This is a genomic window from Burkholderia multivorans ATCC BAA-247, from assembly GCF_000959525.1.
Taxonomy (GTDB): domain Bacteria; phylum Pseudomonadota; class Gammaproteobacteria; order Burkholderiales; family Burkholderiaceae; genus Burkholderia; species Burkholderia multivorans.
The window spans coordinates 2898439-2920683 of record NZ_CP009832.1; the positions used below are offsets into that span (position 1 = coordinate 2898439).

General features: G+C 70.6%; 18 protein-coding genes. 5 read left to right on the forward strand and 13 right to left on the reverse strand.

Annotated features, from left to right (window positions below):
* Positions 1-60: 60 nt before the first annotated feature.
* The 4 genes from NP80_RS25960 to mdlC form a co-directional block, all read right to left on the reverse strand.
* Positions 61-1458 (reverse strand): MFS transporter, encoded by a 1398-nt coding sequence (locus tag NP80_RS25960; protein WP_006406447.1) that lies wholly within the window; start codon positions 1456-1458, stop codon positions 61-63.
* A 248-nt stretch (positions 1459-1706) separates the two neighbouring features.
* Positions 1707-2639, reverse strand: a complete 933-nt coding sequence (locus tag NP80_RS25965) for a ketopantoate reductase family protein (RefSeq protein ID WP_006406449.1) — start codon at positions 2637-2639, stop codon at positions 1707-1709.
* Positions 2640-2652: 13 nt separating this feature from the next.
* Positions 2653-4104: an aldehyde dehydrogenase gene (locus tag NP80_RS25970; protein ID WP_035488613.1), complete on the reverse strand. Its 1452-nt coding sequence runs from the start codon at positions 4102-4104 to the stop codon at positions 2653-2655.
* Between the two features lie 29 nt (positions 4105-4133).
* Entirely contained in the window at positions 4134-5744 is a 1611-nt protein-coding gene (mdlC, locus tag NP80_RS25975) for a benzoylformate decarboxylase (RefSeq protein ID WP_006406451.1), read from the reverse strand.
* Positions 5745-5842: 98 nt separating this feature from the next.
* Here mdlC and NP80_RS25980 point away from each other — a divergent pair, with 98 nt between their 5' ends.
* The 4 genes from NP80_RS25980 to NP80_RS25995 all read left to right on the forward strand — a co-directional run bounded on the left by NP80_RS25980 (position 5843) and on the right by NP80_RS25995 (position 11271).
* A complete protein-coding gene (locus NP80_RS25980) occupies positions 5843-6754 on the forward strand; it encodes a LysR family transcriptional regulator (RefSeq protein WP_035948066.1) in 912 nt (303 codons plus the stop codon).
* A 464-nt stretch (positions 6755-7218) separates the two neighbouring features.
* Positions 7219-8613 carry a D-arabinitol 4-dehydrogenase gene (gene dalD, locus NP80_RS25985; protein WP_006406455.1) on the forward strand — a complete coding sequence of 465 codons (1395 nt, stop codon included), beginning with the start codon at positions 7219-7221 and terminating at the stop codon, positions 8611-8613.
* 119 nt (positions 8614-8732) lie between these two features.
* Positions 8733-10214 (forward strand): xylulokinase, encoded by a 1482-nt coding sequence (xylB, locus tag NP80_RS25990; protein ID WP_006406456.1) that lies wholly within the window; start codon positions 8733-8735, stop codon positions 10212-10214.
* A gap of 103 nt (positions 10215-10317) precedes the next feature.
* Positions 10318-11271: a sugar-binding transcriptional regulator gene (locus tag NP80_RS25995; protein WP_006406457.1), complete on the forward strand. Its 954-nt coding sequence runs from the start codon at positions 10318-10320 to the stop codon at positions 11269-11271.
* Positions 11272-11296: 25 nt separating this feature from the next.
* On the opposite strand, the gene NP80_RS26000 is transcribed toward NP80_RS25995, so the two are convergent.
* Together NP80_RS26000 and NP80_RS26005 are read right to left on the reverse strand one after the other, a co-directional pair.
* Positions 11297-12499: an MFS transporter gene (locus tag NP80_RS26000; protein ID WP_006406458.1), complete on the reverse strand. Its 1203-nt coding sequence runs from the start codon at positions 12497-12499 to the stop codon at positions 11297-11299.
* Entirely contained in the window at positions 12496-13686 is a 1191-nt protein-coding gene (locus tag NP80_RS26005) for a serine hydrolase domain-containing protein (protein ID WP_006406459.1), read from the reverse strand. The genes NP80_RS26000 and NP80_RS26005 overlap by 4 nt, the downstream gene beginning before the upstream one ends.
* A gap of 118 nt (positions 13687-13804) precedes the next feature.
* Here NP80_RS26005 and NP80_RS26010 point away from each other — a divergent pair, with 118 nt between their 5' ends.
* Positions 13805-14689 (forward strand): LysR family transcriptional regulator, encoded by an 885-nt coding sequence (locus tag NP80_RS26010; protein ID WP_006406460.1) that lies wholly within the window; start codon positions 13805-13807, stop codon positions 14687-14689.
* 13 nt (positions 14690-14702) lie between these two features.
* Here NP80_RS26010 and NP80_RS26015 read toward each other — a convergent pair whose 3' ends face one another.
* The 7 genes from NP80_RS26015 to NP80_RS26045 form a co-directional block, all read right to left on the reverse strand.
* Positions 14703-15812, reverse strand: coding sequence for an ABC transporter ATP-binding protein (locus NP80_RS26015; RefSeq protein ID WP_006406461.1), 1110 nt, complete (start codon positions 15810-15812; stop codon positions 14703-14705).
* Positions 15813-15867: 55 nt separating this feature from the next.
* Complete coding sequence (locus NP80_RS26020) at positions 15868-16596, reverse strand: HAD family hydrolase (protein WP_006406462.1); 729 nt, start codon at positions 16594-16596, stop codon at positions 15868-15870.
* The gene (locus tag NP80_RS26025; protein WP_006406463.1) at positions 16593-17444 is read right to left on the reverse strand and encodes a carbohydrate ABC transporter permease; all 852 of its coding nucleotides are present in this window, start codon (positions 17442-17444) and stop codon (positions 16593-16595) included. The genes NP80_RS26020 and NP80_RS26025 overlap by 4 nt, the downstream gene beginning before the upstream one ends.
* Positions 17441-18388: a carbohydrate ABC transporter permease gene (locus NP80_RS26030; protein WP_006406464.1), complete on the reverse strand. Its 948-nt coding sequence runs from the start codon at positions 18386-18388 to the stop codon at positions 17441-17443. Before NP80_RS26030 ends, NP80_RS26025 begins: the two co-directional genes overlap by 4 nt.
* 100 nt (positions 18389-18488) lie before the next feature.
* A complete protein-coding gene (locus NP80_RS26035) occupies positions 18489-19814 on the reverse strand; it encodes an ABC transporter substrate-binding protein (RefSeq protein ID WP_006406465.1) in 1326 nt (441 codons plus the stop codon).
* A 62-nt stretch (positions 19815-19876) separates the two neighbouring features.
* Entirely contained in the window at positions 19877-21226 is a 1350-nt protein-coding gene (locus tag NP80_RS26040) for a D-tagatose-bisphosphate aldolase, class II, non-catalytic subunit (protein WP_006406466.1), read from the reverse strand.
* Entirely contained in the window at positions 21214-22170 is a 957-nt protein-coding gene (locus NP80_RS26045) for a sugar kinase (RefSeq protein ID WP_035488723.1), read from the reverse strand. Before NP80_RS26045 ends, NP80_RS26040 begins: the two co-directional genes overlap by 13 nt.
* Between the last annotated feature and the right edge of the window lie 75 nt (positions 22171-22245).

A 22245-nucleotide genomic window follows, 5' to 3' on the forward strand; every position in this document is an offset into this window, starting at 1 on the left:
TGGCACCCGGCGGCATCAGGCAAGCAGCGCGAATGTGCAGTGCATGCGCGCTGCCCGACGTCACGGCGACGTGCGAACCAGCTCCTCCCGCTCGCGCGGCTGCGCCGGCTCGCGCGACAGCTTCGGGATATGCCGCCGCACGACCAGCAGCGCGACGCACACGATGCCCATCGCGATGGCCAGCATCGTCAGATACGCGGTTGCGCCGCCCGTCGTGATCACGAAAGCACCGGCGAACGCGCTGAGGATGGCACCGAGCCGGCCGAACGCGAGCGCGCTCGCGGTGCCGGTCGCGCGCACCGCCGTCGGGTAGATGTACGCGCACAGCGCATACATCGTCGACTGCACCGCGTTGACGAACAGGCCGTGCGCGCCGAGCCCGACGATCAGCCAGCGCGTATGGCTGCCCGCATCGACGCTCATCAGCCACAGCGCGCTCGCCGCGCCGCCGACGCTGCACAGCACGAGCGGCCAGCGCGAACCGACACGTGCGATCGTCCATGCGCACAGCAGCGCGCCGATCACGCCGCCGAGGTTGTATGCGGTGAGCCCCGCGCCTGCGAGCGACACGCTGAGCCCGCTCGCGGCGAGCATCGTCGGCAGCCAGCTGAAGGCCGCATACACGGCGAGCAGACACATGAAGAACGCGCACCACAGCGCGATCGTGTCGCGCGCCTGGCCGCCCGCGAACAGCGAGCGGAACCCGCCGCTGCCGCCCTGCGCCTGCGCGTCCCTCAAATCGGTGAACACGGTGCCCGCCGCGACCGGACGCTTCATGCGCGCCAGCAGCGCGCCGAGCTCGGCCCAGCGTGCGGGACGCCGCGCGAGGTAGCGCGGCGATTCGGGCAACGCCGCCGCCAGCACGAAGCCGAGCACGAGCGGCAGCGCGCCGCCCGCGAAGAACAGCGTGCGCCACCCGTAGCGCGGCAGCACTTCGTGGGCGAACAGGCCGGCGAGCATGCCGCCGAGCGGCACGCAGACGATCGTCGCGGTGACCATCATCGTGCGGCGCCGCGCGGGCGTGTATTCGGCGGTCATCGTGGTCGCGGTCGGCAGGGCGCCGCCGATGCCGAGACCGGCGACGAAGCGCAGCGCGGCGATCGTCTCGACGTTGTGCGCGAGCCCGATCGCGCAGGTCGCCGCGCCGAACAGGAACACGCTGCCGAGCACCGCGCCGCGCCGGCCGAAACGGTCGGCGACGAGTCCCGCGCAGGCGCTGCCGATGCCCATCCCGATCAGCCCCGCCGCGACGGCCGGTGCAAATGCGCCGCGCGTGATGCCCCATTCCTTGATCAGCACCGGAATCGCGAAGCCGATCAGCTGGCCGTCGAAGCCGTCGAGCACGATCGAGAGCGCGGCCAGCAGCACCACGCATTTCTGCATCGTCGTAAAAGGACCGTCGTCGAGCGTTGCGCCGATGTCGACGGCGGGTGCGGTAGCGTCGTCGCGCGTGCTCATGCGTGCCTCCATCCCGCGCGCGGCGCAACCGTGCGCAGGCCATGCGCGTCGAAACTGCGGCAATCGAGTGCTTTCATCCTGTCTCCCTCCGATGCTTCCAGTCGGCCCGCGCCGGCGCCGCGGCGCCGATGCGGACCCCGTGCCTCGCACGCCAGTTCGTGCCAGGCGAGATGACGATCCGGCGCCGTGGCCATGCCCGGCGCTCTTGTGTCTCGTCGCGCGGCGCAAGCCGGCCGCCGGCGTGACGCTCAGCCCGCTTGCGCGTCGATCACGCGCACCAGACTCAGCATCGTTTCGGTATGCGGGACCGCCAGCCCGACCTCGCGCGCGGCGGCGACCACCTTGCCGCCGATCGCATCGATCTCGGTGCGGCGGCCCGCGAGTACGTCCTGCAGCATCGACGGGCGATGGCCGCGATGTTCGCGGATCGCATGATCGACGTTTCGCGCGATGCGCGCCGCATCGACCGCGATGCCCTTCGCCCGCGCGACGGCGGCCGTCTCGGCGACGATCGCCTGCGCGAGGCGCGGCCCGTCGTGATGTTCGCCGAGCTGGTCGACGGTGCAGCGCGTCACCGCGCAGAGCGTGTTGAGCGCCGCGTTGAACGCGACCTTCTCCCAGATCGCGGCCCACACGTCCGCATCGAGCGTGCAGGCGAGCCCCGCGCGCGACAGCGCGTCGGCCACCGCCGCCGCGAACGGGCTCGCCGCGCCGTCGGCCGTCATCATGCGGATCGTGCCCGCGCCGTGCGAGTGCACGTGCGCAGGCCCGGCGAGATCGGCCGGCCAGGTCGTGACACCGACGAGGATCCGCTCGAGCGGCACGAACGCATTGAGCGTCTCGACATTGCCGAGCCCGTTCTGCAGCGTCAGCACATGCGTGCGCGGCGTCAGCAGTGCGCGCACGCCGTCGAGCGCGACGCGCGTATGCAGCGACTTCGTGAAGACGATCAGCAGATCGAACGGTGTGTCGGCCGACGCATTCGCGGCCTCGGGCCGCAGCGCCTGCAACGTCGTGACGCGGCGCTCGCCGCGGTCGTCGTCGATGCGCAGCCCGTCGCGACAAATCGCGTCGAGATGCGCGTCGTTGACGTCGATCAGCGTGACGTCCTCGCCGCTTTCCGCGAGCAGGCCGCCGAACAGCGAGCCCATCGCGCCCGCGCCCAGAATCGCGATTCTCATGGTCGGCGGCCTCTCAGAACGGATAGTGACGCGGCGCGGTCTGCACGGTGATCCAGCGCAGGTCCGTGAACGCCGCGATGCCGGCCTTGCCGCCGAAATGGCCGAAGCCGCTGTCCTTCACGCCTCCGAACGGCATCTGCGCCTCGTCGTGCACGGTCGGGCCGTTCACGTGACAGATGCCCGACTCGATGCGGGCGGCGACGCGCAGCGCGCGCGCGACGTCGCGGCTGAACACGGCCGACGACAGGCCGAACGCGTTGTCGTTCGCGCAGCGGATCGCGGCCTCCTCGCCGTCGACGCGCACGATGCCCTTGACCGGACCGAACGATTCCTCCGCATAGACGCGCATCGCGGGCGTCACGTGGTCGAGCAGCGTCGCCGGGAACAGCGTGCTGTCGGCCTTGCCGCCGCACAGCAGCGTCGCGCCGTGCGCGAGCGCATCGTCGATCAGCGCGTTGCAGCGTTCGACGGCCTTCGCGTCGATGAGAGAGCCGAGCACGACCGGCCCGTTTCGCGGATCGCCGAGCGGCAGCGACGCGGCCTTGTCCGCGAGCTTTGCGACGAACGCATCGGCAATCGATGTGTCGACGACGATCCGCTCGGTCGACATGCAGATCTGGCCGGAATTCGCGAACGCCCCGAACGCGGCGGCGTCGACGGCCGCATCGAGATCGGCATCGTCGAGCACGACGAACGGCGCCTTGCCGCCGAGCTCCAGCACGGCGGGCTTCAGATGCCGCGCGCAGGCTTCGGCGATGATGCGCCCGACGCGCGTCGAGCCGGTGAAGTTCACGCGCCGCACGGCCGGATGCGCGATCAGTGCGGCGACGACCGCGCCGGCATCGTCGGGCGCGTTTGTCACGAAGTTCACGACGCCCGGCGGCAAGCCGGCCTCCTGCAGCGCGTCGACGATCAGCCCGTGCGTCGCCGGGCACAGCTCCGAGCCCTTCAGCACGACCGTGTTGCCGCAGGCGAGCGGCAGCGCGAGCGCGCGCGTGCCGAGAATCACCGGCGCGTTCCACGGCGCGATCCCGAGCACGACGCCGGCCGGCTGCCGCACGCCCATCGCGAGCGAGCCAGGCACGTCGGACGGGATCAGCTCGCCGCCGACCTGGGTAGTCAGCGACGCGGCCTCGACGAGCCCGCTCACCGCGAGCTGCACGTTGAATTCGGCCCACAGCGCCGATGCACCCGTCTCCGCGGCCATCGCCGCGACGAACTGCGCGCGCTTCGCGTCGAGTGCGTCGGCCGCCTTCAGCAGCAGCGCACGCCGCGTGCCGGGGCCGAGCGCGGCCCATTCGGGAAACGCACGGCCGGCCGCCTCGGCCGCCGCGCGCGCATCGTCGACAGTACACGCGGGCGCTTCGGACGCGATCGCGGCGTCGAGCGGATTGCGGCGCACGAAAGTCGCGCCGTTGGACGATTGGCGGCGTTCGCCGCCGATCAGCATCGATACAGTCTGCATGGTTTCTCCGGAAGGACGTGCGGCGCGCATCAGGCGATTTCGACGTCGACGACGACCGGCGCGGTCGCACGCAGCGCGTCGGCCAGCGTGTCGCGCAGGCGCGCCGGATCGCCGACGCGCACGCCGCGGCAGCCGAACCCGGCCGCGAGCGCGACGAAATCGAGATCGGGCAGATCGGTGCCCTGCACGGGATCGTCGGGCCCGAAGCCGAAGACCGGCGCGAAATCCTGCAGCGCCGCGTAGCGGCGGTTGTTGAGAATCACAAACGTGATCGGTAGCCCGAGCTGCGCGGCGCTCCACAGCGCCTGGATCGAATACAGGCTCGAGCCGTCGCCGATCAGCGCGATCACGCGCCGCTCCGGCTGCGCGAGTGCGACGCCGACGGCGGCCGGCATCCCGTAGCCCAGCCCGCCGCTGTCCATCGTGTAGAACGTGCCGCTGCGCGTGAACGGCAGGTGCTCCTGCATGATGGGCCGCGCGCTCGGCGCCTCCTCGACGACGATGTCGTGCACATCGCGCAGGTCGGCGAGCGTCTGCAGCGCGAAGGCGGCCGACATGCGCTCGCCGGCGACCGGCGGTGCGACGCGCTGGCGCGGTGCGCGCGCGGCCGGCATCGGCCGCTCGGCGGGCGCGGGCCGCGCGAGCAGATCGCGCGCCGCAAGCTTCAGATTGCCGACGACCGCGTCGCCCTGCGGCGTCCACGCGGCCGTGCCCGGATCGTCGACGAGTTGCACGAGCGTCGCGCCGGGCGGCACATGCGGGCCGAAACCCTCGATGTGGTATGTGAATGCGGGCGCGCCGAACGCGAACACGAGATCGTGCCCGTCGAGCCGCGCGACGATCTGCTCGCGAATCGCGGGCAGGAAGCCGGCGAACAGCGGATGGTCTTCGGGAAAGCTGCAGCGCCCCGACATCGGCGCAACGTACACGCGTGCGCGGTGCCGTTCGGCGAGCCGCACGGCCTCGTCCCACGCGCCCGCACGATCGAGCGCCGCGCCGACGACGAACGCCGGACGCTGCGCGGCGTCGAGCGCGTCGCCGAGCCGCGCGAGCGCGTCGGGGTCGGGCCGCACGACCTGGCTCACGTCGCGCGGCGGCAGCAGTTCGGCCGGCTGGTCCCAGTCGTCGACCGGGATCGACACGAACACGGGCCCGCGCGGCTCCTGCATCGCGATCCGGTACGCGCGCGCGATCGCGGCCGGCACGTCCTGCGCGCGCGCCGGCTCGATGCTCCATTTCACGTACGGCTTCGGCAGCTCGGTGGCCTGCGCGGCGCCGAGGAACGGCTCGAACGGCAGAATCGCGCGCGCCTGCTGGCCGGCGGTAACGATCAACGGCGTGCGGTTCTTGTACGCGGTGAAGAGATTGCCCATCGCGTTGCCGACGCCGGCCGCCGAATGGAGATTGACGACCGCCGCATTGCCGGACGCCTGCGCGTAGCCGTCGGCCATGCCGACGACGACGGCCTCCTGCAGCCCGAGCACATAGCGGAAATCGTCCGGGAAATCGCGGAACATCGGCAGCTCCGTCGAGCCGGGATTGCCAAATACGCGGTCGATGCCGAACTGGCGGAACAGATGGATCACGGCGTCGCGAACGGTGGTCGCGGGCGTGGCGGCGGCGTGCGGTTGGCCGGACATGCGGGGCGTCTCCTCGAGAACGGATGGGTCCGCACAGTATCGAAGTGCAGACCATTCTCGGATACTGTATTTTTGGCGAAAACCCATACCGTTTGCGCATGACTTTCGACCTCCGCCAGCTTCGCGCCTTCACCACGATCGTCGCGTGCGGCAGCCTCGGCCGCGCGGCCGACGCGCTGCACGTCACGCAGCCCGCGCTGTCGCGCATCCTGAAGCGTCTCGAGGACCAGGTCGGCGCGCCGCTGTTCGAGCGCCACTCGAAAGGCGTGCAGCTCACCGCGTTCGGCGAAGCGCTGCTGCCGCATGCGACGCTGCTGCAGCACGAGGCCGAACACGCGCGCGAGGAGCTCGACGCGATGCGCGGCCTGGCGAAGGGCACGATCAAGGTCGGTGCGGTCGGCAGCATCGCGAGCCTCGTGTTGCCGATCGCGATCGGCCGCGTGCTCGATCGCTGGCCGAACCTGCGCGTCGAGATTCTCGAAGGCGTATGGGACCGGCTCGCCGAAGGGCTCTGCAAGCACGAGATCGACCTCGCGCTGTCCGCGCAGGCGCCCGACACCGACGAGATCGTCGCGATTCCCGAATGCCGGTGGACCGATCGCAGCCATATCGTTGCCGCGCCGCACCATCCGCTGCGCGCGCTCGGCCGGCCGCCGACGCTCGCCGACACGCTGCGCGCACGCTGGGCGCTGCCGCCGCGCGGCACCGCGCCGTTCGACCAGGTGCGCACGACCTTCGATTCGCATGGCTTGCCGCTGCCCGACATCGCGGTCGAGACGCGTTCGGTCACGACGCTGAAGAGCCTCGTCGCGCATGCGGGTTTCCTGTCGTGGATGCCGGAGCCGATGTTCGGCGCCGAGCAGCGCGCGGGCACGATCGACGTGCTGCCGGTGCGCAACGCGCTCGCGCGGCGCATGCTGACCGCGTTCCGACGCCGTCACGGGATCCTGCCGGGGCCTGCAGCCAAGCTGCTCGAGGAACTCGTCGCGCTAACGCGCGAAGGCGGCTGATCCGAGCCATCGCACGGCGCCGGAGGCCTCCGGTGCGGCGCACCATCGAAATGCCAGGTTGACGCCTTGACTTTCATTCGGCCGAATACGATCATTCGCTCACGTAACGAGCAAATGATCGTGCCGACGTACCGCCACGCCGCGACGCCCCGAGCCAACGCCGAACGCGGCGGCGTGCGCGCCGACGCGCGGACCGCGGCCGGTCCGTAGAGCAACGACGCCCTGGGGAAGCACTGAAGCGCCAGCCGAGGCCGACCGCGAAGCACGGAGCTCCGGTAAGCGCTAAAGCGCAAACGGGAGCCGACCGCGAAGCATGGGGCTCCGGCAAGCGCTGAAGTGCTAATCGGAGCCGACCGCGAAGCATGGGGCTCCGGCAAGCGCTGAAGCGCTAACCGGAGCCGACCGCGAAGCATGGGGCCCCGGTAAGCGCTGAAGCGCTAACCGGGGCCGACAGGAGACACCGGATGACCGAATCGCCCTCCGCCCGCACGCCCGTGCTGCTGCACATCGGCGCGGGCTCGTTTCACCGCGCACATCAGGCGTGGTATCTGCATCGCGTCAACGAAGCCGTGCCGGCCGACCAGCGCTGGTCGCTCGTCGTCGGCAACATCCGCGACGACATGCGCGCCACGATGGACGCACTCGCCGCGCAGCACGGCGTCTACACGCTCGAGACCGTCACGCCGCAAGGCGAGCGCGAATACGAGACGATCCGCGCGATCGCGCGCGTGCTGCCGTGGTCGATCGATCTCGCCGCGCTGATCGACGCCGGCGCCGATCCGGCCTGCCGGATCGTGTCGTTCACCGTCACCGAAGGCGGCTACTACCTCGACGAACACAACCGGCTCGACGTCGCGAACGCCGATCTCGCGGCCGACCTGCAGGGCGCGCGCACGACGCTCTACGGCGCGCTCGCCGCGCTGCTGGCCGAACGCATGCGGCGCGGCGCGGGTGCCCTCACGCTGCAGAGCTGCGACAACCTGCGCAGCAACGGCGCGCGCTTTCGCGCGGGCATGCGCGAGTTTCTCGAACGCCGCGGGCAGACCGACGTGCTCGCGTGGTTCGATGCGAACGTCGCATGCCCGAGCGCGATGGTCGATCGCATCACGCCGCGTCCGACCGCCGACGTGCGCGAACGCGTGCGCGCGGCCACCGGCATCGACGACGCATGCCCGGTGATGGGCGAATCGTTCATCCAGTGGGTCATCGAGGACCGCTTCGCGGCCGGCCGGCCGCGCTGGGAGCTGGCCGGCGCCGAACTGGTCGACGACGTGCATCCGTACGAGGAAGCGAAGATCCGCATTCTCAACGCGACGCACAGCTGCATCGCGTGGGCCGGCACGCTCGCAGGCCACACGTACATCCACGAAGGCACGCACGACGCGTCGATCCGCCGCTTCGCGCACGACTACGTGACGCAGGACGTGATCCCGTGCCTCACGCCGAGCCCGCTCGATCTCGCGCGCTACCGCGACGTCGTGCTCGAGCGCTTCGGCAACCCGTACGTGCTGGACACGAACCAGCGCGTCGCGGCAGACGGCTTCTCGAAGATTCCCGGCTTCATCGCGCCCACGCTCGCCGAATCGTTCGCGCGCGGCGCAACGCCGGTCGCGACGGCCGTGCTGCCCGCGCTGTTCCTGCGCTTTCTCGAACGCTGGGCGCGCGGCGCGCTGCCATACACGTACCAGGACGGCGTGATGGACGACGGCGCCGCGCGCGCGATCGTCGGCGCCGCCGATCCGGTCGCCGCGCTCGCCGCGAGCCGCGCGCTGTGGGGCTCGATGGCCGGCAGCGCAGCGCTGAGCGATGCGCTGCGCGCGGGGCTCGCGCGCGTCGACGCGTGGCTCGCCGCGCGCTGATGCGCGAGCGCACGTGCGCCGGCCGGCCGCGGCGCGCGATGCGGGCGAACCGGCGTTGGCATGCGGCCGGCCGCGGGGCTAAAGTAGCGGCTCCTGACTGACGGAACGGATCGCTATCTATGTATCTCGGCATCGACCTCGGCACTTCGGAAGTGAAAGTGCTGCTGCTGGCCCCGGACGGCTCGGTCGTCGGCACGGCCGGCACGCCGTTCACCGTCTCGCGGCCGTATCCGCGCTGGGCCGAGCAGCATCCGGAAGACTGGTGGCAAGGCACGCTGGCGGCACTCGCGACGCTGCGCGAACGGCATCCGGACGCATTCGTGCAGGTGCGCGGCATCGGCCTGTCCGGCCAGATGCACGGCGCGGTGCTGCTCGGGCGCGACGATCGCGTGCTGCGTCCGGCGATCCTCTGGAACGACATGCGCAGCGCCGACGAATGCGCGCTGCTCACCGAGCGCGCCCCCGATCTGCATGCGCTCGCCGGCAATCTCGCGATGCCCGGATTCACCGCGCCGAAGCTGCTCTGGGTCGCGAAGCACGAACCGCAGGTATTCGCGGCGACGGCATGCGTGCTGATGCCGAAGGACTACCTGCGATTCCGGCTGACCGGCGCGAAGGTGTCCGATCCGTCCGACGCGGCCGGCACGCTGTGGCTCGACGTCGCGCGCCGCGACTGGTCCGACGCGCTGCTCGCCGCGTGCGACATGACGCGCGACCAGATGCCGCGCATCGTCGAAGGCAATGCGCCGTCCGGCACGCTGCGCGCGGACGTCGCACGCGCGCTCGGGCTGTCCGAGGCGGTCGTCGTCGCGGGCGGCGGCGGCGACAACGCGACGAGCGCGCTCGGCATCGGCGCGATCCATGCGGGCGACGGCTTCGTGTCGCTCGGCACGTCGGGCGTGCTGAGCGTCGTCGGCGACCGCTTCATGCCGAACCCCGCCTCGGCCGTGCACGCGTTCTGCCATGCGATCCCCGATCGCTGGCAGTTGATGAGCGTCGTGCTGTCGGCCGCGAGCTGCCTGCGCTGGGTCTGCAAGCTGACCGGCACCGACGAGCCCACGCTGCTCGCCGAAGTCGAAGCGCTCGACGCGGGCGCACTCGCGACCGCGCCGCTGTTCCTGCCGTACCTGTCCGGCGAGCGCACGCCGCACAACGATCCGTATGCGCAAGGTGTGTTCTTCGGAATGACGCATGCGACCGAGCGCGCGCATCTCGGCTATGCGGTGCTCGAAGGCGTGACGCTCGGCCTCGCGGACGGCCTCGACGCGCTGCATGCGGCCGGCGTCGAAACCGATCGGCTGTCGCTGATCGGCGGCGGCGCGCGCAGCGCGTTCTGGGCGCAGCTGATCGCCGATGCACTCAACGTCCGCACGCGCCGGCACGGCGGCGGCGAGACGGGCGCCGCGCTCGGCGCGGCACGGCTCGGCTGGCTCGCGGTCGGCGCCGATCCCGAGGCTGTACTGACCAAGCCGCCGGTGCGCGCCGACTACACGCCGAACGCCGCGCGTCACGCGCTGCTGCGCGAGCGCCTCGATGCGTTTCGCGCGCTGTACCGTCACGTGCGTCCGCTTTACGAACCGTCGCGCACGCGTCTCGCGTGAGCGGCCGCTGCCGCGCGGGTGCCGAACGGCGGCCCGCGCCGCATGCGGTACAGTGGATCCCGTTGCGCCGCACCGCCGGCCCGCTCCGAACCGAATCGCTATCGTGTCCAAGTCTTCAGAAAAACTCGATCTCGCCACGCGCGCCGCGTGGCTCTATTACGTCGCGGGCGACACGCAGAACGAAATTGCCGAGAAGCTGCAGGTGTCGCGCCCGGTCGCGCAGCGCCTCGTCGCCTTCGCGATCGAGAAGAACCTGATTCGCGTGCGCGTCGATCACCAATTGGCCGACTGCCTCGATCTCGGTGCGCAGTTGTCGAAGCGCTACGGGCTCTCGATGTGCGAAGTCGTGCCGGTCGATGCCGACGCGCCCGATGCGATCGACCGCAAGCTCGCGGTCGCCGGTGCGCAGGTCATGGAACGCTATCTGAGCGAGACGCGGCCGATGGTGATCGCGGTCAGCAGCGGCCGGACGCTGAAGGCGGCCGTCGCGCAGATCGCGCAGATCGATCGCCCGCAGCACCGGCTCGTGTCGATGGTCGGCGCGATCGCGGCCGACGGCTCGTCGAACCGCTACGACGTCGCGCAGTACATCTCCGAGAAGACGGGCGGCAAGCACTTCCTGCTGCCCGCCCCGCTGTTCGCCGACAGCGACGCCGAGCGCGCGCAGTGGTGCAATCACCGGCTCTACCGGATCGTCGACGCGCTGTCCGCGGAAGCCGACGTCGCGTTCGTCGGCGTCGGCAACATCGGCCCGCACTGCCCGCTGTACGAAGACGGCTTCATCACCGAGCAGGAACGCGACGAGATGATCGCGCGCGGCGCGGTCGCCGAACTGCTCGGTGTACCGATCGATGCTCAGGGCCGGCTCGTCGACGTGTCGACGAGCGCGCGCGTGACGAGCGTGCCGCTCGAGACGCCGCCCAAGCGCCCGACGATCGCGTTCGCGGGCGGGCCGAAAAAGCGCGACGCGGTGATCGCCGCGCTGCGCGGCGGCTGGGTGTCGGGGCTCGTGACGGACGAGACCTGCGCGCGCGCGGCGCTCGACGCGACGCTCTGACGCCGCGCCGCGCGGCCCGCAGCCGTCATGCCGCGCGCTGCGCCGCCGCAAACGCATGCCCGCGCGCACGCCATGCGCCGAGCGCGGCTGCGCTCAGCAGCGCGACGAGCGCCCACGGAATCGGGCCGGCGCCCGCCGCGTCGAGCAGCATGCCGCCCGCGATGCCGCCGCCGGCGATCGCCAGATTCCAGACCGTGACGAGCATCGACTGCGCGACGTCGGCCGCGTCGCCCGCCGCCTGCGCGGCGGCCGTCTGGAACAGCGTCGGTGCGCCGCCGAACGCGATGCCCCACAGCGCGACGCCCGCATAGACGATCACCATCCCGTTGCCGGCGCCGAGCATCAGCGCCGCGAGCGCGAACAACGCGATGCTCGCGAACGTGAGCCGCCGCTGCGCGGCGCCGATCCACGCGCCCGTCAGCCCGAGCCCGCCCAGCGACGCGATGCCGAACACGAACAGCACCGCATCGACCTGCGTGCCCATCCGTTCACCCGCGAGAAACGGCGCGATGTACGTGTAGAGCATGTTGTGCGCAAGCACGTACGCGAACATCACCGTCAGCACGGCACGCACGCCGGGCATCTTCAGCACCGCGAGCACGGGCTCGCGCGAGCCGGCCGGCTGCCCCGGATAGTCGGGCAGGCGCAGTCGCACCCATCCGATCAGCGCGAGCGCCGCGAGCGTGATGCCCGCGAACGCGACGCGCCAGCCGACTGCCGCACCGAACGCGGTGCCGGCCGGAATGCCGATCGACATCGCGACCGGCACGCCGAGCATTGCGACCGCGATCGCGCGGCCACGCAGGTGTTCGTCGACCATCCGGCTCGCGTAGCCCGCGAGCAGCGCCCACAGCAGCCCGGCGGCCATGCCGGCGACGAAGCGCGCGGCGAGCGTGAGCGCGTAGTACGGCGACACGGCCGTCAGCGCGTTCGACACGACGAAGCCGGCCAGCGCGGCGATCAGCAAGCGGCGGCGTGCGATCCCGCGCGTCGCGGCAACCAGTGGAATCGCGGCGACGATCGAGCCGAGCGCATAGACGGTCACGAGCTGGCCGATCAGCGCTTCGGTCACGCGCAGATCCGCGCTCATCAGCGGCAACAGGCCGGCCGGCAGCGCTTCGGTCAGGACCGTGATGAAGCCGGCCGTCGCGAGCGCGAGCAGGTTCCCGACCGGCAGACGCACGCGGTCGCCGGCCGCCGTCGCGGACATCGATACGCATTCGCTCATGCCGCCCTCCCCGCGCCGTAGACCGCATCGCGCACGTCGGTGACGAATCGGCCGTGCGCGCCCTCGTACAGCGTGTTCGTCAGCGCGACGACCGTGAGCCCGGCCGCGCGATCGACGAACCACGCATGCCCGTACGCGCCGCCCCAGCGCCACGTGCCGACCGACTCCGGCGACTGCGCGGCAACGGGATCGCGCAGCACCGAAAAGCCGAGCCCGAAGCCGAAGCCGGGGGCGTCCGGCACGTCGTGTGCGCCCGGCTGGATGCGCGCCATCTCGTCGATCCATTCGGGCGCGAGCCAGCCGTCGCGGCCGGTGCGCAGCGCGTCGAGTAGCGCGACGCAGTCCGCCGCGCAGCCGATCATGCCGGCGCCGCCCGACGGCCATGCGTCGCGATCGAACGCGCGCGCCGGTTCGAAGCGGATGCCGACCGTACCGTCGCGCGGCGGTACGACCTCGACGGCCGCCATCCGACGCGGCGCGCCTGCCGTACTCACGTACGGTGTCGCCACGCGCGCGGCATCGGGCGCGACGAACGCGGTCGCGGTCATGCCGAGCGGTGTCGTGACGAGTTCGGCGATCGCCTCGGCGAGCGGCCTTTCGTGGACGGCCTCGATCAGCGCGCCGACCACGTCGGTCGCGAGCGAATAGCACCACGACGTACCGGGCTCGAATTGCAGCGGCACGCTCGCGATGCGCCGCACGTTCTCCGCGAGCGACACGGGCGTGCGATCCATGCCGTCGGATACGCCGGCTCGCGCATACGGGCCGTCGTCGTCGGGTTCGAGAAAGCGATAGCCGAGGCCCGCCGTATGCGACAGCAGATGCCGCAACGTGATGCGGGCCGGCGTGCCGTCGCGCAGCGTCGGCCGGAACGCGGGCAGCCAGCGCGCGACCGGTTCGTCGAGCGCGATGCGGCCGGCCGCGACGAGCCGCATCGCGGCGGCCGTCACGATCGGCTTCGTGACCGATGCGAGCCGGAACAGCGTGTCCTCACGCATCGGCGTGCGCGCCTCGCGGTCGGCAAGGCCCGCCGCACGCGTGTAGCGCAGCACGCCGCCGCGCGCGACCATTACGACCGCGCCGACGATCCGTTGGTCCGCGAGCGCGCGCTCGAGCGCGTCGTCGAGCCGCGCGTGCAGCGCGACGTCCGGCTCGCTGTCGCGGGCAATCACAGGCAGGGATGACATGGCAGTGACCTCGATGAATCAATGAACGAACGCTCATCGTAGGGAGCCGGCAAACGAAGAAAAACTGGGCTAGAGTTCCGGACAATCCGGACATCGATGTCCGCAATCGGGAATCTGCATGGAGAATCTGGGCGGCTTCTTCGTCTTCGTTCAAGTCGCGGAAACGCGCAGCTTCGTCGCGGCCGGCCGCGCGCTCGGGATCTCCGCGTCGGCGGTCGGCAAACGCATCGCGCGGCTCGAGGCGCGGCTCAACGTGCGGCTCTTTCATCGCAGCACGCGCAGCGTCACGCTGACGGCCGAAGGCGCGCGCTTTCTCGAACGATGCCGGCGCGTGATCGCCGAAATCGATGCGGCCGAGCGCGAGCTCACGCAAAGCGTCGAAGCGCCGCGCGGGCGGCTGCGCGTGAGCCTGCCGACGATCGGCACGCTGATGCTGCCGGTGCTCGCCGGCTTCATGAGCGCGTATCCGGAGATCGAACTGGATCTCGATTTCAGCGACCGGCTCGTCGATGTCGTCGACGAAGGCTTCGATGCGGTCGTACGCACCGGTCGCCCGGCCGATTCGCGGCTCTCGTCGCGGCTGCTCGGCCATTTCCGCCAGCATCTGGTCGCGTCGCCCGATTACCTCGAACGGCACGGCACGCCACGCACGCCGGCCGATCTCGCTCGCCATCGCTGCCTGCACTACCGGTTTCCGGCCACCGGCAAGCTCGAGATCTGGCCGCTGCCGGTGCCGCGTTCGCACACGCCGCCGGACGTGCCCGTGTCGATGGTCAGCAACAACGCGGAAACGCGCCTCTGCTTCGCGTTGCGCGGGCTCGGCATCGCGTGCCTGCCCGAGTTCTTCGTGCGCGAGCCGATCGATGCCGGCACGCTGCGCACGGTGCTCGACGACTACGTCGCGAGCCGCACGCCGGTGTACGTGCTGTGGCCGTCAGGCCGCCATCCCACGCCGAAGCTGCGCGCGTTCGTCGACTACCTCGTCGAGCATCTGCAGCTGTGACGCGCGCCGCGCGTCAGGCCGCCTTCGCATGCACGCCGAGCCGGCGGAACGCGTGGCCCTGCTCGTCGAACAGATGGCAGTGCTCGGCGTCGGCGTGCATGTGCAGCACTTCACCCGTGCGGTACGTGTCGAGCGGCGGAATCCGCGCGATCAGCCCGTCCGGCGCGACCGGCGATTCCGCGTACAGATAGGCGGCGTCGCCGAGCGATTCGACCGTCATCGTCTTCGCGGCGACGCCGTCAGCCGCCGCGCCGACCTTCAGATGCTCCGGCCGCACGCCGACCGTCACCGGCGCGCCGCGCTGCACGCCGGTCGCGTCGACCGCGACGCGCTGCGTATCGCCGCTGTCGAAGCGCACGAGCACGCCGCCCGCATCGGCGGCCTCGACCGTGCCCTTCAGGAAATTCATTTTCGGCGAGCCGATGAAGCCCGCGACGAACAGGTTCGCCGGCGCGTGATACAGCGCATTCGGCGTGCCGACCTGCTGCACCGCGCCGCCCGACAGCACGACGATCTTGTCCGCGAGCGTCATCGCCTCGACCTGATCGTGCGTCACGTAGATCATCGTCGTCTTCAGCTCGTCGTGCAGCCGCGCGAACTCGAGCCGCATCTTCACGCGCAGCGCGGCGTCGAGGTTCGAGAGCGGCTCGTCGAACAGGAACACCTTCGGCTTGCGCGTGATCGCGCGGCCGATCGCGACGCGCTGCCGCTGCCCGCCCGACAGCTGCTTCGGCTTGCGGTCGAGCAGATGGTCGATGTGCAGGATCTTCGCGGCCTGCTTCACGGCCTGGTCGATCTCGGGCTTCTTCGCGCCCGCGAGCTTCAGCCCGAACGCCATGTTGTCGTACAGCGTCATGTGCGGATACAGCGCATACGACTGGAACACCATCGCGATCCCGCGCTTCGCGCTCGGCACATCGTTGACCTTCACGCCGTCGATCAGCAGGTCGCCGCTCGAAATGTCCTCGAGCCCGGCGATCATCCGCATCAGCGTCGACTTGCCGCAGCCGCTCGGGCCGACGAACACGACGAATTCGCCGTTGGCGATGTCGAGATTCACGTTGCGCAGCACTTCGTTGTCGTCGTAGCGCTTCGCGATATTGCGCAGGAGCACGCTTGCCATGGTCTGTCTCCGTTTCGTTCGTGATGCGCCGCGCAGAAACGCAGCGCGATCGTTGCTAGTTCGGCAGCACCGCGCCCGTCGCCTGCCAGCGCGCGACGTAGCCGGGCAGCTCGTGCATGTCGTCGAATACGTGGCGTGCGCCGATGCCGCGCAGCGCGTCGCTCTGCGCGGCCGGCGCATGCCCGCCGCCGACGAACGCGAGCACCGTCATGCCGGCCGCGGCGGCCGCGGTGATCCCGGTCGCGCTGTCCTCGACGACGAGGCACTGCGCGGGCGCGACACCGAGCGCGTGCGCGGCCGCGAGATAGACGTCGGGCGCGGGCTTCGGCCGCGCGACCGCATCCGCGCAGAACAGCCGGTCGCCGAAGAAGCGCGCGAGGCCCGTGCGCGCGAGCGCCGCTTCGACGTAGCCGCGATAGCTGTTGCTCGCGCAGGCCTTCGGCAGCTCGATCGCCGCGAGCGCCGCGTCGATGCCCTCGACCATCGGCGCATGCACGGCCGCCGCTTCGACGGCGCGGCGAATCGCGTCGACGTCGTCCGCCGACAGCGTGCGGCCGACCGCTTCGCTCGCGCCGGCCAGCACGCGCTCGATGCGCAGCCCGAGCAGCGGCATCACGGCCGGCCGCGCATCGACGCCCGGCCAGCGCGCCTCGAGCTCGCGCACGAGCACGTCGGCGGCGACGGCCTCGCTGTCGATCAGCACGCCGTCGCAGTCGCAGATCAGCACGCTTGCGCGTTCGTCGGCCAGGCCGCTGCCGGCCGCGCCTCTGCCGGCCGCGCTCACTTGACCGCTCCGAACGTGAGCCCGCGCACCAGCTGCTTCTGCGAGATCCAGCCGACGATCAGGATCGGCGCGACCGCGAGCAGCGATGCCGCGGACAGCTTCGCCCAGAACAGGCCCTCGGGGCTCGAGTACGACGCGATGAATACCGTCAGCGGCGCCGCGTTCGAGCTCGACAGGTTGATGCTCCAGAACGCCTCGTTCCACGACAGGATCACGAGCAGCAGCGCGGTCGACGCCAGCCCGGGCAGCGCCATCGGCATCAGCAGATAGACGATCTCCTGCCAGGTCGACGCGCCGTCGATGCGCCCCGCTTCGAGAATGTCCTTCGGAATCTCGTTGAAGTACGTGAAGGTCATCCACACGGCGATCGGCAGATTGATCAGCGTGTAGACGATCACGAGGCCCGACACCGTGTCGAGCAGCCCCGCGTTCTTCCAGAGCAGATAGATCGGCACGAGCACGCCGACCGACGGCATCATCTTCGTCGACAGCATCCAGAGCAGCACCTTCTGCGTGCGGCGGTTCGGAAAGAACGCCATCGCGTACGCGGCCGGCACCGCGAACAGCAGGCTGATCAGCGTGACGCCGGCCGAGATCAGCACCGAGTTCCACGCGAACGCGAAGTAGTTGCTGCGCGCGAACACCTCGCGGAAGCTGTCGAGCGTCGGCACGAAGAACAGCGTCGACGCATAGGCCTGCTGCTCGGTCTTGAACGCGGTGATCGCCATCCAGAAGATCGGGAAGAACAGCAGCAGCGCGATCAGCCACGCGAGCGTGCCGGGCAGCGCGCGCCGCACGAGGTCGAACACGGCGGGTGCGCGCCGGTTTTCGAAAGTCAGGTCGCTCATTTCTCGTACTCCCCCTTCAGGTTGCGCGCGAGCATCCGTACCAGGAAGAACGACACGACGTTCGCGACCACCACGGCGATGATCCCGCCCGCGGACGCGAGGCCGACGTCGAACTGCTGCAGGCCGAGCGCATAGATCAGGTACGACAGGTTGGTGGTCGCGTTGCCGGGGCCGCCGCCCGTCGTCGTATAGATCTCCGCGAAGATCGACAGCAGGAAGATCGTCTCCATCATCACGACGACCGCGATCGCGCGCTTCAGATGCGGCAGCGTGATGTAGAAGAACATCGCGATCGGGCCCGCGCCGTCGATGCGCGCGGCTTCCTTCTGCTCCTGGTCGAGCGACTGGATCGCGGTGAACAGGATCAGGAATGCGAACGGCAGCCACTGCCACGCGACGATCATGATCACGGCGGTGAGCGGATAGTCGGCGAACCAGTCGATCGGCTGCATGCCGAGCGCGCGCATCGCGTTCGCGACGAGCCCGTACACGGGGTGCAGGATCATGTTCTTCCAGATCAGCGCGGAGACCGTCGGCATCACGAAGAACGGCGCGATCGCAAGCAGCCGCGCGATACCCTGCCCGTAGAACTTGCGGTCGAACAGTACGGCCATCAGCACGCCGCCGATCACCGTGATCGCGAGCACCGCGCCGATCAGCACGAGCGTATGCCAGATCGCCGGCAGGAACGACGGATCGGTCGCGAGGAAGCGGTAGTTGTCGAACCCGGCGAAGCCCTTCACGTCGGGATTCAGCAGGTTGTAGCGCGAGAACGAATACCAGATCGTCATCGCGAGCGGAATCGACATCCACAGCAGCAGCACCGCGACGGACGGCGACACGAGCCAGCGCGCGCCGCCGCCGGCACGGCGCGCCGCGCCGGGCGACGACGACGCGTCGCCGACCGACGACGCGTGATTCAGGGGAAGACGCAAATGACGCATGATCGGAGTCCCTCCGGTTGAGACGCGGGCGCGAACGGCCGGCCCGCGTTGCCGCTTCGGCGAGGCGCGCCGCACGCATTCGCGCACGGCGCGCGTCGCGTTACTTCCTGTAGCCGGCCTGCCGCACGGCGCGGTCCGCGGCGGCCTGCCCGGCGGCGAGCGCCTGGTCGACCGTCATCTGCCCCGCGACCGCGCCGGCGATCGCCTGGCCGACCACGGTGCCGAACGACTGGAACTCGGGAATCCCGACGTACTGGACGCCCGTGTACGGCACCTTCTTCAGCGACGGATCGTTCGGATCGGCCGTCTCGATTGCCTTCAGCACGAAATCGGAGAACGGCGCGGCGGCCTTGTATTCGGCGCGCTGATAGGTCGACGCGCGCGTGCCCGGCGGCACCGACGCCCAGCCCTCGTCCTTGCCGACCATCTCGATGTACTGCTTCGACGTCGCCCACGCGACGAACTTGCGCGCGGCGTCCTGCTGCTTCGACGTCTTCGGGATCGCGAGCGCCCACGCCCACAGCCAGTGCGAGCCCTTCGGCGTGACGGCGACCGGCGCGGCCGCGAAGCCGATCTTGTCGGCGACCTGCGACTGCTGCTTGTTGTAGAGCATGCCGGCCGCGACCGTCGCGTCGATCCACATCGCGCACTTGCCGGACGCGGTCAGCGTCAGGTTCTCGTTGAAGCCGTTCGAGCTCGCCCCCGGCGGGCCGTCCTTCTTCAGCAGGTTCACGTAGAACGTGATGGCCTTCTTCCATTCCGGCGAGTTGATCTGCGCGTTCCACTTCTCGTCGAACCAGCGGCCGCCGAACGTGTTCACGACGGTCGACACGTAGGCCATGTTCTCGCCCCAGCCGGCCTTGCCGCGCAGGCAGATCCCGTAGATGCCCTTCGACTTGTCGGTCAGCTTGTCCGCGAATTCGGCGATCTGGTCGTAGGTCGGCTGGTCGGGCATCTTCAGCCCCTTCGCCGCGAACAGGTCCTTGCGGTAGAACGTCATCGAGCTCTCGACGTAGAACGGCAGCGCATACAGCTGGCCGTTGTACGACAGGCTGTCGCGCGCCGTCTTCACGATGTCGTTCAGGTCGTAGTCGGCCGGCAGCCCGGTGATCGGCGCGAGCCAGCCGCGCTTGCCCCACTGCGGCGTCTCGTAGGTGCCGATCGCCATCACGTCGAACTGCCCGCTGCCGGTCGTGATGTCGGTCGTCGCGCGCTGGCGCAGCACGTTCTCCTCGAGGATCACCCAGTTCAGCTTGATGTCCGGGTTCGCCTTCTCGAAGGCCGGCGACAGCTTCTTCAACTCGATCATGTCGGGGTTGTTCAGCGTCGCGATCGTCAGCGTGCCGGCGGACGCGGCGCATGCGGCCGTCGCGAACGCGGCGCCGGCGAAACGGCGTACGGCGGCGGCAAGCATCTTTCGTTGCATGGCATGTCTCCTTATGTCTGTGATTATCGAGGTCGGTGTTGCGTCGCTTCCTTCACGGCCCGTCACGCCGGCCGCTGCATCCCGCACGCGCGCGCATAGTGCGCGATCACGTCGCGTATCCGGTGGCGCACCCACGCGCGCGGCTCCTGTGCAAGCGCGCCCGCGCGGCATGCCGCGTAGACGTCCGGCAGCCATTGCGCGACGAGCGTCTCCGGCACCGGCTGCCGCGCGAGATTGCCGAACAGCCGCTCGACCGCCGCGGCAACGGTCGGCTGCAGCCAGTAGTAGCGGATGCGGTCGCTGTAGCTGAACTGGCGCGCCAGGCGCTGCTCCGCTTCGTCGCCACGGTAGTACGGCGCCCAGTGCTCGGGCTGCGCGCGCATCGCGTCGTCGACGACGTCGCGCAGGCGCGAGCGCTGCGCCGCGTCGTCGATCAGCGCGTCCTCGATGAAGCTCAGCGCGAACAGCGCCTCGCGCAGCGCGAACGTCAGCGCCGGCCCGACCTTCAGGATCGCGAAGTGGTCGCGCACGAGCGCCGCGAGCGCATGCTCGGTCTGGTAGTCGGTCGAGTGCGCCTCGAACACGAGGCGCGGCGTGCGCAGGATGCTCGCGCCGAGCGATGCGGCCTTCGCGCTGTCGTAGTCGAGCACGCGGCGATCGTCGAAGTCGACGCCCGGCTGCGCGACGATCGCGACGACGCGCATCCACGCATCGTCGAGACCGGCCGCGGCGAAGGCCGCGCGATGCGCGTCGAGCGTCGCGGCCACGCTGTCCGCACGCGTGACCGCGATGCGTGCGATCGCGTCGCCGCCCGATTCGCCGCCGGGCGTCGGCACCTCGGTGCCGATCACGTAGACGGGGGCGACGCCCGCCCGCGCGCCGGCTTCTTCGGCCGCGCGGCACAGCTGCACGGCGCGCGCGGCGATCGTGCGATCGTCGAGCGACGGCGGATCGTCCGCGCACGGCATGCTCGCGTCGAGATGGATCTTTTCGAATCCGGCCTCGACGTACGCGGCGACCATCGTGGCGGCCTCGCGCATCGCATCGGCCGCGCGCCGATGCCGCCACGGGTTCGGGCCCAGATGATCGCCGCCGAGCACGAGCGCCGACGGCGCGAGCCCGCACTGCGCGGCGATCGCGTCGACGTCGCGGCGGAAATCCGCAGGCGTCATGCCCGTGTAGCCGCCGACGTGGTTCACCTGGTTGCAGGTTGCTTCGATCAGCAGCGGCGAGCCGTCCGCGCGCGCGGCCTCGCACGCGGCTTCGAGCACGAGACGATGCGCGCTGCAGACCGCATAGATGCCGCGCTGCGCATCCGCGCGATTCGCATCGAAGATCATGCGCAGCACGGCCTGCGCGTGCGCGGCGTGCGCGGCGTGCGCGCGTTCGACGGTCGTCGTCATACCGGACATCCGACACCCCGCTCGGTCAGAAAACGCGCGATCTCGGCCGCGTTGCTGTTGCCTTCCATCGGCCCGCGCCGCGTGACGGCGATTGCGCCGGCCGCGTTCGCGCGGCGCAGCGCCGCATCGAGCGGCACGCCGGCGACGAGGCTTGCGACCAGCGTGCCGCCGAAGCAGTCGCCGGCGCCGGTCGGATCGACTTCGTCGACCGCGTACGCCGGCGCCTCGACGCGATGCGCGCGCTCGAACGCGACGCTGCCGGCCGCGCCGCGCTTGAGCACGACGCGCTCGAGCAGCGGATGCGTCGCGAGCAATGCGGCGATCGCGCGCTCGGGCGACTGCGGGCCGCAAAAGAACGGCAGATCGGCTTCGCTCGGCAGGAACAGATGGCATGCGGCCAGCATCTCGTCGAGCGCCGCGCGCATCGGCCGGAAACTCAGCATCTCGGGCCGCACGTTCGGATCGAACGACACCTTCGCGCCCACGCGCGCGGCCTCGATCACGCCGCGCCGCACGGCCGCGATCGCCGATTCGCCGGTCAGCGACGAGCCCATCACATGAAAGTAGCGGCAGCCGTCGAACATCGACGTGTCGACGTCGGACGCATCGAGGCACGCGGCCGCGCTCGTCGACAGCGTATAGACGAAGCTGCGCGAGCCGTCGTCGCGATACGCGACGAACGCGGTGCCGGTCGGACGCGCGACGCGGCGGATGCGCGCGACGTCGACACCGTCGTGCGCGAGCCGCGCGACGATCGCGTCGCCGAAGGCGTCGCGCCCGACGCAGCCCGCGTAGGCGACGCGTGCACCGAGGCGCGCGGCCTGATCGGCGAAGATGGCGGGCGCGCCGCTCGGGAACGGCCCGGCGAACAGCCCCGGCGTATCGAACGACCGACCGCGCTCGGTGGCGACGAATTCGGCGAGCAGTTCGCCCGCGACGACGATCTCGGCCATCATCCGCGCCCTCGTGCGGCGACGCGCGCGCACGGCGCGCTGCGCGGATGTTCGGCAGCAGGCCGGCGGACGGCG

Bases quoted from the DNA above. Each gene is read 5' to 3' on its own strand.
- NP80_RS26010 (WP_006406460.1), top strand. From the start codon at position 13,805: ATGGAGAATCTGGGCGGCTTCTTCGTCTTCGTTCAAGTCGCGGAAACG.
- mdlC (WP_006406451.1), bottom strand. From the start codon at position 5,744: ATGTCCGGCCAACCGCACGCCGCCGCCACGCCCGCGACCACCGTTCGC.
- NP80_RS26040 (WP_006406466.1), bottom strand. From the start codon at position 21,226: ATGTCCGGTATGACGACGACCGTCGAACGCGCGCACGCCGCGCACGCC.
- NP80_RS25980 (WP_035948066.1), top strand. From the start codon at position 5,843: ATGACTTTCGACCTCCGCCAGCTTCGCGCCTTCACCACGATCGTCGCG.
- xylB (WP_006406456.1), top strand. From the start codon at position 8,733: ATGTATCTCGGCATCGACCTCGGCACTTCGGAAGTGAAAGTGCTGCTG.
- NP80_RS26000 (WP_006406458.1), bottom strand. From the start codon at position 12,499: ATGAGCGAATGCGTATCGATGTCCGCGACGGCGGCCGGCGACCGCGTG.
- NP80_RS26025 (WP_006406463.1), bottom strand. From the start codon at position 17,444: ATGAGCGACCTGACTTTCGAAAACCGGCGCGCACCCGCCGTGTTCGAC.
- NP80_RS26005 (WP_006406459.1), bottom strand. From the start codon at position 13,686: ATGTCATCCCTGCCTGTGATTGCCCGCGACAGCGAGCCGGACGTCGCG.
- NP80_RS26045 (WP_035488723.1), bottom strand. From the start codon at position 22,170: ATGGCCGAGATCGTCGTCGCGGGCGAACTGCTCGCCGAATTCGTCGCC.
- NP80_RS26030 (WP_006406464.1), bottom strand. From the start codon at position 18,388: ATGCGTCATTTGCGTCTTCCCCTGAATCACGCGTCGTCGGTCGGCGAC.
- dalD (WP_006406455.1), top strand. From the start codon at position 7,219: ATGACCGAATCGCCCTCCGCCCGCACGCCCGTGCTGCTGCACATCGGC.
- NP80_RS26035 (WP_006406465.1), bottom strand. From the start codon at position 19,814: ATGCAACGAAAGATGCTTGCCGCCGCCGTACGCCGTTTCGCCGGCGCC.
- NP80_RS26015 (WP_006406461.1), bottom strand. From the start codon at position 15,812: ATGGCAAGCGTGCTCCTGCGCAATATCGCGAAGCGCTACGACGACAAC.
- NP80_RS25965 (WP_006406449.1), bottom strand. From the start codon at position 2,639: ATGAGAATCGCGATTCTGGGCGCGGGCGCGATGGGCTCGCTGTTCGGC.
- NP80_RS25970 (WP_035488613.1), bottom strand. From the start codon at position 4,104: ATGCAGACTGTATCGATGCTGATCGGCGGCGAACGCCGCCAATCGTCC.
- NP80_RS25960 (WP_006406447.1), bottom strand. From the start codon at position 1,458: ATGAGCACGCGCGACGACGCTACCGCACCCGCCGTCGACATCGGCGCA.